At 56.8% G+C, this 8,271-nt stretch carries 7 protein-coding genes and 1 pseudogene; 1 reads left to right on the top strand and 7 read right to left on the bottom strand.

Translation table 11 applies throughout. The annotated features are described in order from the left end of the window. Positions 1–48: 48 nt before the first annotated feature. Positions 49–1,962 carry an acetate--CoA ligase gene (gene acs, locus Q0239_RS15445; protein WP_298604534.1) on the bottom strand — a complete coding sequence of 638 codons (1,914 nt, stop codon included), beginning with the start codon at positions 1,960–1,962 and terminating at the stop codon, positions 49–51. Between the two features lie 209 nt (positions 1,963–2,171). Here acs and Q0239_RS15440 point away from each other — a divergent pair, with 209 nt between their 5' ends. Beyond that, a complete protein-coding gene (locus tag Q0239_RS15440; protein WP_298604532.1) occupies positions 2,172–2,954 on the top strand; it encodes an SDR family oxidoreductase in 783 nt (260 codons plus the stop codon). 71 nt (positions 2,955–3,025) lie between these two features. Here Q0239_RS15440 and Q0239_RS15435 read toward each other — a convergent pair whose 3' ends face one another. The 6 genes and pseudogenes from Q0239_RS15435 to Q0239_RS15410 all read right to left on the bottom strand — a co-directional run. Beyond that, entirely contained in the window at positions 3,026–4,162 is a 1,137-nt protein-coding gene (locus Q0239_RS15435; RefSeq protein ID WP_298604530.1) for a hypothetical protein, read from the bottom strand. A gap of 54 nt (positions 4,163–4,216) precedes the next feature. Beyond that, complete coding sequence (locus Q0239_RS15430) at positions 4,217–5,407, bottom strand: hypothetical protein (protein WP_298604528.1); 1,191 nt, start codon at positions 5,405–5,407, stop codon at positions 4,217–4,219. 18 nt (positions 5,408–5,425) lie between these two features. Beyond that, positions 5,426–6,022 (bottom strand): hypothetical protein, encoded by a 597-nt coding sequence (locus tag Q0239_RS15425; protein WP_298604525.1) that lies wholly within the window; start codon positions 6,020–6,022, stop codon positions 5,426–5,428. 128 nt (positions 6,023–6,150) lie between these two features. Continuing rightward, positions 6,151–7,278, bottom strand: a complete 1,128-nt coding sequence (prfB, locus tag Q0239_RS15420) for a peptide chain release factor 2 (protein ID WP_298604524.1) — start codon at positions 7,276–7,278, stop codon at positions 6,151–6,153. Between the two features lie 84 nt (positions 7,279–7,362). Then, positions 7,363–8,073: an acyl-CoA dehydrogenase family protein gene (locus Q0239_RS15415; RefSeq protein ID WP_298604522.1), complete on the bottom strand. Its 711-nt coding sequence runs from the start codon at positions 8,071–8,073 to the stop codon at positions 7,363–7,365. After that, a pseudogene (locus tag Q0239_RS15410) lies at positions 8,070–8,271 on the bottom strand (acyl-CoA dehydrogenase); the annotation flags it as partial. The gene Q0239_RS15415 and the pseudogene Q0239_RS15410, both read right to left, overlap by 4 nt.

Here is an 8,271-nt window from a genome sequence, read left to right as displayed (position 1 = left end):
TCGAATTCGTTGTTTGTCTCCACAGAAGCAATGATCGTCGCTTACGATTTAATCCTCCAACGTACTCAAATCTCCGGGATCGTTGCCTAATTCCTGCGCCTTGAGCAACCGGCGCACTATCTTGCCGCTGCGTGTCTTGGGTAGGGCTGGCGTGAAGTGGATATGGTCGGGCGAGGCGATGGGACCGATTTCCTGCCGCACCTGCATCCGCAGCTCGCTTTCCAGCTCCGCGCTCGGTTCCTCACCAGCGTTCAGCGTGACATAGCAGTAAATGCCCTGCCCCTTAATCTCATGCGGGAAACCGACGACGGCAGCCTCGGCCACCTTATCGTGCAGCACCAACGCGCTTTCTACCTCAGCGGTGCCCATACGGTGGCCGGATACGTTGATCACATCGTCGACGCGACCGGTTATCCACCAATAGCCATCGCCATCGCGGCGGCAGCCGTCACCGGTGAAATATTTGCCCTTATAGGTCGAAAAATAGGTCTGCTCGAAACGTTCATGATCGCCATAGACAGTGCGCGCCTGCCCCGGCCAGCTATGCGTGATGCAAAGATTGCCCGATACATCGCCGCGCGTATCGCCTTCTTCGGCAATCACGGCGCCGTCGGCATCGACCAGTTGCGGACGGATACCAAAGAAGGGGCGACCGGCGCTGCCCGGTTTCATGCCATGCGCGCCGGGCAGCGTGGTTATCATCGTGCCGCCGGTCTCGGTCTGCCACCAGGTGTCGACGATCGGCAGTTTCCCCTCACCCACTGTCGCATGGTACCAGCGCCAGGCCTCCGGATTGATCGGCTCCCCAACGGTGCCCAGCAAGCGGATCGACTTGCGCGAACGTGCCTTCACCGGTGCATCGCCGTCGCGCATCAACGCCCGCAGCGCCGTCGGTGCGGTGTAGAAGATATTGACCTGATGCCGATCGACAATGTCCCAGAAACGACCATTGTCCGGATAGCTGGGGATGCCTTCAAAAATCAGACTGGTCGCGCCATTTTGCAGCGGACCATAAACGACATAGCTGTGCCCGGTCACCCAACCGATATCGGCAGAGCAAAAGAAAACCTCGCCCGGCCGATAATCGAACACATAGTGAAAGGTCGCCGCCGTCCACACCGAATAACCGCCGGTTGTGTGCAGCACACCCTTGGGCTTTCCGGTGCTGCCCGAGGTGTAGAGGATGAACAGCGGATCCTCGGCTTCCATCGGCTCGCACGGGCATTCAGAGGAAACGTCCGCGCTATATTCGTGATACCAGTGATCGCGATGCGGGGTCATGTTGCAGGGATCGCCTGTGTGCTGGATTACCAGCACGCCTTCGACGCCCGCGACGCGCTCGAGTGCCGCATCGACATTGGCTTTCAGCGGCACATGCTTGCCGCCGCGCACGCCGCTGTCGGCACAAATCACGAAACGGCTGGCGCAATCCTCGATACGTCCAGCCAATGCTTCGGGCGAGAAGCCGCCGAAAACCACCGAATGAACCGCTCCGATACGCGCGCAGGCCAGCATCGCGACCGCACCTTCGACAATCATCGGCATATAGATGGTTACCCGGTCGCCCTTGGTCACGCCCATTTTCTTGAGCGTGTTGGCCATAAGGATTACCTCGGCCTGCAACTCGGCATAGCTGACCTTGCGCGCGGACTTTGATGGCTCATCGGGTTCGAAGATGAAGGCGATCGCATCACCTTTGCCCGCCGCCACATGGCGATCGACCGCGTTGTGGCAAAGGTTTAATACGCCATCTTCATACCATTTGATCGAGACTGGATCGTACGACCAGTTGCCAATTTTGGTCGGCGCGGTGAACCAATCGATGCGCTTGGATTGTTCGCCCCAAAAAGCATCGGGATCGGATATGCTCGCGGCATAGAGGCGGTCATACTCGGCTGCGCTGCAATGCGTATCCTGTGTTGCGCTTTCGGGTGCGGGAAACCAATCCTGATGCTCGCTCACTTGCTCTCTCCAGACAATCGGGCTATCTTGGTTTTCAGCATTGGTGGAGTAAGCCCGGTGATTCAAGAGTAATCCCATTTTTTCGTCAGTCCCGCAAAGACGGGAATCCATTCTCCTACTGCTCAATTTGCAAATCCGGAGTTTGCCCCTGCGTCGCAGGGATGGCGAACCACATGCAAATTACTCAATTCGAATTCCAAGGACTATCCATGCCCAAATTACAGAATAAATCCGCCCTCGTAACCGGGGGTGCCCGCGGTATTGGCGAGGCGATTGCCCGTTGCTTCGCCCGCGAAGGCGCTAAGGTCATCATTGCCGATATCGATACCGAAAATGGTCAGCGTGTTGCCGATAATATTGGCTGTAATTTCTTCCACCTCGACGTCGCCGACGAACAGGGATGGAACCGCTTGGCGGCCGCCCATCCCCAGATCGACATCGTCGTCAACAACGCCGGCATCACGGGGTTTGAGGATTCTCCCCGACCACATGATCCGGAACATGGCAGCCTTGCCGATTGGCACCGTGTACATGCGGTCAATCTGGATGGTACCTTCCTCGGGTGCCGCTATGCGATCGGTGGGATGCGGGCAAAGGGTGAGGGTTCAATCATCAATATCTCCTCGCGCTCCGGCCTGGTCGGAATCCCCGCCGCGGTCGCCTATGCCTCTTCGAAAGCGGCAATCCGTAACCACAGTAAATCGGTTGCGCTCTATTGCGCTCAGCAGGGCCTCAACATCCGCTGTAACTCGATCCACCCGGCAGCCATCCTGACTCCGATGTGGGAGGCGTTAATCGGCGACGGGCCAGACCGAGAGGAGCGTATGGCTTCGATGGTAGCCGATACGCCGATGAAGCGCTTTGGCACGGTCGAGGAAGTAGCGGCCCTCGCGCTGTTGCTGGCAAGCGACGACGCCGCCTATATGACCGGCAGTGAGTTGCATCTTGACGGTGGTTTACTCGCGGGAAGCGCGGTGTCGCCGGGTGGGTAGAATGTCTCTATTGCGCCGGAACGCCAGTCCCTGACCATCTGGCAAAAAGCGCGTTTGTAAGAACCTTCTGCTCAATCACACCCTGCCCGGAAATCGAACAGGCGATAGCCTGGCTGGGTGCCGCCTTCGCGGAAATAGAGTGTGCGACGGCAATTCACCTGCACGGTTTGCCACTGATATTCGACAGTCTCGCCCTGCTTTCCGCAGAAGTGCCCGTTGCACCCCATAATATCGACAGTGATCGGAACCTGTTCCTGGGTCGTCTCGCTCCAATACCAGTCGAGCTGACGGACATTGCCGTTGACGTTCAGGTTGTTGGGAATGCCGAAAGTGGCGACAACTTCTTCCTCGCTGCGCCCAGCCATTCCTTGTAATTCTTGTACAAAGCGGTGTCCGGCTACGTCCGACGCACGATTCATGCTGTCCTGCATTTTCAGATCATTTTCCACATTCTTTGCCATGGCACCAAGCTCCTTGGCCTGTGCTTCCAATGCAGCGATGCTCTTCGCTTTATGCTTGGCGAATTCTTCGGGCGACATGGTGCTTTCATATTCGGGTTGTTTGGCATCGGGCCAGTATCTGGCCCAGATCTGATCAATCATGTCGGTGATGGCTGCATAGTCCCCGACCATCTGCATTTGCAGCGGCGCGAACGGGTCCGATAACGGCTTCTTGGATTTCTTGCCTTCCTGGAAATCGGTTGCCATCTTGCGGGCGCTAGCCATGGCTTTTTCCCATTCTGGCGCTTTGCAGGCTATTTTATAAGCCTGGGCCACCCAATTGTCTGGCACCGGCATCCATTCAGCAATGCTGCTCTTCTGGGTGCGACCTGCCCTGTCATAAGCCGTCGCTTCTTCGATTTTCACCAGTCGATCACGGCATTTGAAGGCCAGCACATAATGGATGAAATTGGTTGGCCCGCCCTTTGTAATGGCACCACCCTTTTCCATCACTTGATAGACATTCATCTTATAGATTGTCTTCGCTTCCATAAAGTCGAGCGGGTTTGCCGACTGCATGGCTGCATTGGCCATAGTGTTGGCATCACCGCCACCGTCGAGACTGCGGGTGATAAGGTCGAAATCAGCGACGTAGATGCTGCGATTTGGAGGCCCGTCGGGTTCTGACCCGATGGTGATATAAGGGGCAGCCTGCGCCGCAGTCGACAAGGCCAGAAAAGGGAGGGAGAAAGTGAGAAGTTTACGCATCTTCAGTTACCTGACTTTTCAGTTCTGGCGAAACCGCGCCATCGGGATACGGCCTCAATTTGCGGCCAGTTGGTATATGGTTCCAAGCTCACCTTTCGAAACCGGGCGCGCCTTTATATCGAGCGGGCGGAGTTGAGCTTGGCGGAGAATCTGGTTGAATCGCGGCATGCCGTCGGTCGAATAGTCGTGGCTATGCAGCACATCTGCGGATGCGGGCAGATATAGTAAGTCGACCGCTTCAATGTCGCATATCATCGACTTAGAGCCTGATTTTTCGCAGTCGGCAGTTGAAAAGCGCGTATTTGGCGGCTGCGGGAAAAATCCATCGACGACGATCGCTTCACCAGCCTCAACCGAAAATGAGGCGAACTCACCGGTAATGCCTATGTCGACGTCCAGTCCGGGTGTCGGCACGGCAACAGAGACGTCATAATATCCCGCCTCGCGTGAGATATATTCCTCGCCATAGACCCAGCGCAGTTCGACGCAGCCTGCAGTGACATGTACCACAGCGCATTCCTGATAGGGCGGGCGAGTCGACCACTGCTCATTAAACCATTGAGACTCAAATTTTGTCTCGTTGAAAATGGTTTCTCTCAGACCGACGGTTCCGACATAGGACTTTTCTACCGGTGCAGTGCCGCCGTCAGCAGGTAAGCTCGTCCGCGGCATTGGGTGGGTGATGCGGCTCAAACGATAAGTGCCAGGATCAACAATATAGACCTGATATTTGACCGGGCCGTCACCCGGCAATTCGAGCAAAAATCCCGATCCGCCCACTTTTGAAAGAGGCCGCTCCTCACCCACGATCAGCTTTTTGTCCGATTGCGCAATATTGCGCCATTCAACCGCGGTACCCTGCTCAACCGCAACCGAAGTTCCGGTATCGGTGACATGGTCAGCACGATTATTTTCCCATGACGGACCATCGGGATATTTGTAACTCATATTGAGCGTAGCAATGGCTACGATCGCCTTACCTTCCTGCAACGCCAGCGGGAAAATTTTGTCGACTTCATTGGCCGCCTGCAAGGACTGCGTTTCGGCTTTTCGGCAGTCCTTTTTGAAAATCGCGTTCTTGCACTCTTCTGCGGCCCGCCGCTTGGCCAGCTCTTTGACTTCCTTGTCGCTCGGAACATCCTGCTGAGCCTGTAATGGCTGCGCCAGACAAAATCCGATGCATGCCATCAGCGCGAGGGCAGAACATGGTCCAGTCGCAAATCGCTCATAAGCCCAGTTACGCATTCGTCCGGCCTTTAGAAATCACTGAGCTTTCAGAAGGCAGGCGCGCACCTTTTCGCGCGCCGCAAAGCCGCCAGTCCAATTGCCATCAAAAACCGATGCACCGTTCATCGTGACTGAGACGCTCTCGACATCGTCCATGCCATCAAGCGCGGCTGCGAAGTTGGTCAATTGGAACAATATGACAGGTGCCCCGTCTTTCACCGGAAAGTGCATTGCCTTTACGGTCTGCGGGCTATCGCCGCCGGTCGCGAGCGTGACCTTTACCTTTTTGACTTTGGCCGTTGCTGGCACTTCTGGCCCACCGACGAAGAAATAGCTGTCCTTCCAATCCTTATAAGGCCCGATATAGCCCATCACTTTATTCTGCGCCACGAAGGTCATGCCGCATGGCTGATCCGCCTTGCTGCCATCATTGTCGACGCTCCAGCTCGGCTTTGCTGCTGCACCGGGTTTGGTGCCCGGGGGTTTGGTGCCCGGATTTCCCAAATGCTGTTGCCCCTTGGATTCAAGCGGTTTCATCGCTTTGGCCAATTGTGCATCCAGTGCAGATTGGGCGTGGGCGGCGCCCACAGTGGCAAAAATCGAGAGCGCAAGAATCACGGCTCTAAAATACATGTCAAAAACCTTAGCCTAAGCCGGAATTACGAAGCGAATCCACCGTATCGTTTCGCTCATACAGTACAGCCAATGCAATTGTAGAAAGTGCACCAGTACATTGCCTGGCCGCCAGCCAGACTTACAGCCTAGTCGACATCCTCAACCGATACCGCCTCACCAGTGACACGCTGTGCCAAAGCCGCAGCGATGAAATCGTCCAGGTCTCCATCAAGTACATCGGATGGGGTCGGGCTAGTCACGCCCGTGCGCAGGTCTTTCACCATCTGATAGGGTTGCAGCACATAAGAACGGATCTGGTGGCCCCAGCCGATGTCGGTCTTCGCCGCATGTTCGGCACTCGCCGCTTCCTCGCGTTTGCGCATTTCGGCTTCGTACATCCGCGCTTTCAGCATCCCCATCGCAATTTCGCGGTTCTTGTGCTGGCTGCGGTCAACCTGGCTGGCGACAACAATGCCCGAAGGGACGTGGGTGATGCGTACAGCAGAGTCAGTCGTGTTAACGTGCTGCCCGCCCGCGCCGGAAGCACGATAGGTATCGATTTTCAGGTCTGCAGGGTTGATGTCGATTTCGAAGCTGTCGTCGATCACCGGATAGACCCAGACCGAGCTGAAGCTGGTGTGGCGTCGCGCCGAGCTGTCATAAGGTGAAATGCGCACCAACCGGTGCACACCGCTTTCGGTCTTGGCATAGCCATAGGCATTCTCGCCCTTGACCTGGATGGTTGCAGATTTGATGCCTGCAGTATCGCCAGCCTGATATTCGATCGTATCGACCTTGTAGCCGCGTTTTTCCGCCCAGCGGGTGTACATGCGGAACAACATTTCGGCCCAATCCTGGCTTTCGGTGCCACCTGCGCCTGCGTGAATTTCGATGAAGCTATCAAGTGGATCGGCGTCGCCCGAAAGCAGCGCCGAAACCTTATCCTTGTCTGCCCGATCAGCGAGCGCCTTCAGCGAAGTTACGCCCTCATCCGCCAGCGATTCATCGCCTTCCATTTCGGCCAGTTCGATTAGTTCGACCGTGCCTTCCTTATCGGCGCCGATTTCCTTCACCGTGCCGATCGCCGCATCAAGGCGGCGGCGTTCACGCATAACTTCTTCTGCTTGCTTCGGATTATCCCACAGCTTCGGATCTTCAACGCGCGCGTTCAGCTCATCCAGACGGCGCAGCGCGCGATCCCAGTCGAGCGACATTTTGACGAGGTTGAGTGCAGCGTCGATCCGGTCGACAAGGGCTTGCGCATCGGCGCGCATGGGGAAACTCCAAAATCAGGCTTGGTTACAGGTTGCGGCCTTTAGCGGAAAGCGGCGGGGAGTCAAAGCAGGCCAAAAACATATTCAGCCGCGCCTTGTCACCTCTTGCCACAATCCGGCACCGCCCAATTTGGATGCCATCGCCCCCAAAACATCCGCCCAAAAGGCGTCGTTGCCATGATCGGAACGCCAGTCGAGTAGCGGCCCTGTCAGTTTGTGCAGTTCATATTCCTGGGTGAAGCCGATGGCACCATGCACCTGGTGCGCGATCGAGGTCGCCTGCCCGATCGCCTTGTTGGTGCGCAATTTTGCGGATGCAATCTCGAACAGCGCCGCGTTGGCATCTCCACCTGCTTTGTCGAGTGCGGTTGCCGCTGCGGCACCCGCAACATTCACGGCAGCAGCTTCGGTTGCAAAAATGGCGAGCACCTGCTGCACCGCCTGAAATTTCCCGAGCGGTTTGCCGAATTGCTGGCGCGTGTTCACATAGTCGATGCTCATCGCCAACGCCGCATCCATCGCCCCAGCTGCCTGAGCGACGCGGATGAAGGCACCGATGGGTCGTGAAACGTCACCGCCGACGAGCAGTTCGCCTACCGGCAGATGCGGAACCTTCGCACCCGCCAGCCGCAACACGGCGAAGACATCGCCCCAGTCACCGCCGAAACCCCCGTCGGCTTCGGAAACGAGCAATTGGACGAAACCGGCGGTTTCGATTGGTGCAATGCCCTCGACAACAGCTTCGGCAAAGACTGCCTCTGCAGTGTCGCATAAGAGGGTGCGTTGTTCGCTCATCTTAAGCCGAGCCCCCTCGCAATAATCCCCCGAATGATCTCCCGCGTTCCGCCGCGCAGCGAGAAGCTCGGTGCGGCAATGAGAAGCGCGCGCATCAATCGCGCCAGATCATCGTTGCGCGTTGACGGGCAGTCGACCAGCGCCTGCACACGTTGCGGAAGACTTTGTTCGAAACTGTTACCCAGATCCTTGACCATC

Origin of the sequence: uncultured Sphingorhabdus sp. (genome assembly GCF_937872355.1) — a bacterium.
In the GTDB taxonomy this organism is placed as follows: domain Bacteria; phylum Pseudomonadota; class Alphaproteobacteria; order Sphingomonadales; family Sphingomonadaceae; genus Sphingorhabdus_B.
Note: the sequence above shows the minus strand (reverse complement) of the source record. Positions and strands in the feature narration are given on the sequence as shown.